Genomic DNA, 2,748 nt, shown 5'->3' with positions numbered 1-2,748 from the left:
ATCCGTTCAGGTTTCAAAAAAGCAGTGGATAAACAAGAAGTGGATAAGCAAGAAGTGGAAGTTTCTCAAAATTAAGAATGATGAAATGCCTTTGGGAAAAAAATATAATTTTATGAAAATCAGGACGCTTACATTCCTATTTCTTATGCTTTGCATGGTGACCGCAGTCCAAGCACAGGAAAGTTATGATCCTGATGCCAAGTTTCTTGAGGCTCGAAAATTGATTTTGGATGGCAAAAGGGATGAGGGTAGAAAAATGGCTAAAATGGTCTTGGAAAAATACCCCAATTATAGTGATTTCCATATTCTGATTGGTAGGTCCTATTCTTGGGATGGCATGTATGACTCAGCTTCATTTTATTTGGATAAAGCAATAAACATCTCTCCACAGTATGAAGATGCTTACCTGGCCTATGTGGATAATTTGTTTTATGCCGAAGATTATGAAAAAGCAAAAGAAATCATTGACCTGGGTTTGGAACAAATCGGACCCAGCTCTTTTAACCTAAAATACCGCCAATCCAGGTATTTGTACAATACAGAAGAGTATAAAGAGGCATTGGCCATAGCCAATGAACTCTTCAATAAAGGAGCAAAAATTGATGGTTTGCTGAATTACATCAGACAAGTACAAAGATTCACGCGTATCAATGCCATCGGAGCAACTTATGATTACGATAATTTCCGGGGTGCACTGACCCCATGGAATACCTATTCGGTTTACGGCAGGACAAGGACCAATTTAACAGGCTCCATCATCGGACGGATTACCCATTCTGAGCGTTTTGATGGTGTGGGTACACAATATGAAGTGGATGCATTTCCGTCATTAGGAGAAAACTCTTATGGTTATATCAACTTTGGAGTTTCCAATGCTTCTTTTTTCCCAAGCTTTAGGTTTGGAGGTTCTGTCTTTTGGAACCTGAAAAAAGCATGGGAACTAGAAGGTGGATACAGGTTGCTGATGTTTACTGAAAATACCCACATCTATACAGGCTCTCTTGGTAAATACGTGAGCAATTGGTGGATCAACCTCCGCTTAAATTATATTCCAGGCCAAAGTGGATCTTCTACTTCAGGCAACCTTCAGGCAAGGTATTATTTCAAAGGTCCTGAAGACTTCATCAGCGCACAGTTTTCTACCGGTGTTTCACCTGATGAAGAAAACAGGGACTTTCAAAGTCAATTGCTTAATTCTTACAGGCTGAGGTTAGGCTATCAACACCTGTGGACTGACAGGTGGATGGGTTTTGGATTTGTAGGTTATTCCAGGGATGAGCTTTCTGCAACAATAATCCGCAACAACCTCAATATTTCTATAGGCACTGAATTCAGGTTCTAATGGCAGTTAAAAAGCGTAAGGGTATTCCGCAAGAGACTTTGTTGCTGATAAAATCAGCAAGTGTTTTCATTCTCATATTTGGGATTATCCCATTGACGAGTTTTTTGATATGGTTTTTTATGCCAAGTGCTGTGCTGAATGTAGTGGTTTTGGATAAAACAGTACCAAATGAATCTGCCCAGGAACATCAGGCCATTCACTGGAGCCTCAATCACCTGAAGTACCTCAAGGAGGATGGAAAACCGTATGATGTTAGCACTGATTATTTCGGTTATTTCCCCGGATATTCTGCGGATGAGGGAAAGGTGGTAGACTTTAACCAACTCAGTCAATCGGATAAAAGTATGTTGCTGGATAAAAGCAGTATGGTTTATTATGCTGATACCTATGGAGTTTATGAAAATGACTTTATAGATGATCCTGATGATTATAGGTCTGAAAAGATATATGGAGGAATGGACCAAGCTGATGTTGATTTTTTGGAAGAAGCCTTGAAAAGAGAAAAATATGTGATTGCCGAGTTCAATACGATGGCCAGTCCTACACCTATTGACATCAGGAATCAGGTGGAAGAACTTGTAGGTATCAAATGGACGGGTTGGATTACCCGGTATTTTGATGAGTTGGATACCCTAATCAATGATGAATTGCCAAGGTGGATGATTGAAGCCTACATCGATCAACATGAAGGGCAATGGGATTTCAAAGGTTCTGGCCAGGTGTTTTTGCATGAAAGGGGAAGGCTGGAAATCCTCGAATCAGGAGTTGATATCAGTAAAGATGTACCCAGCATCATGTCAGATGTGAATAATCAGAGACGTTTTGGAATTCCTGAGATAGTCAAATATCCTTATTGGATAGACGTGGTATTGGTAAGCAGGGATTATGATGTGATTTCTTACTTTGAAATTTCCCCTACTGAATCAGGGATCAATAAATTGAGAGACATGGGTTTGCCAAGATTTTTCCCAGCAGCAGTAAGTAAGAAAGTTGGTGAAAATGGTAGGTTTTTCTATTTCAGTGGAGATTTCGCAGATATGCGCTTAAACAATACTTCTCATCGATTTTATGCGCTTGCCAGGCTTTACAGGCTTTTTTTACATGCAGAGGACTACTCTCAACCAAGCAGTTTTTTTTGGAATTATTACTATCCCTTATTTAAGACTATTCTTGCCGACGCCAGTAAAAATGTGGAGGTCATAAAGCCAGATTAAATTCTACCAAAACCCTCCCGGTAGGGATCCCCTATTTTTAATCCTCAATTCTCAATTATTCTTCTAACCCATCCGACAAAGGCGATCCCACACATTACCTTTCCAATGACGTTGTCCGATGGCTGTGCCTTCGGACCCTTAGTATTGAGCTTTCAGCTCCTTTTTCCTTCCTCTTATCAAATCCCGAATTTC

2 protein-coding genes are annotated in these 2,748 nt (G+C 40.0%); both read left to right on the top strand.

Annotation, left to right across the window (positions count from 1 at the left end):
• A partial coding sequence (locus EA341_RS00070) for a YaiO family outer membrane beta-barrel protein (RefSeq protein ID WP_367126774.1) occupies positions 1-1,342 on the top strand: 1,342 nt, incomplete at its 5' end.
• Positions 1,342-2,556: a hypothetical protein gene (locus tag EA341_RS00065; RefSeq protein ID WP_293010641.1), complete on the top strand. Its 1,215-nt coding sequence runs from the start codon at positions 1,342-1,344 to the stop codon at positions 2,554-2,556. The genes EA341_RS00070 and EA341_RS00065, both read left to right, overlap by 1 nt.
• The last annotated feature ends 192 nt before the right edge of the window (positions 2,557-2,748 follow it).

The sequence above is a fragment of the Mongoliibacter sp. genome (genome assembly GCF_007692705.1).
GTDB lineage: Bacteria > Bacteroidota > Bacteroidia > Cytophagales > Cyclobacteriaceae > Mongoliibacter.
The sequence above is the reverse complement of the archived record's forward strand: the minus strand, read 5'-3'. Positions and strand labels throughout refer to the sequence as shown.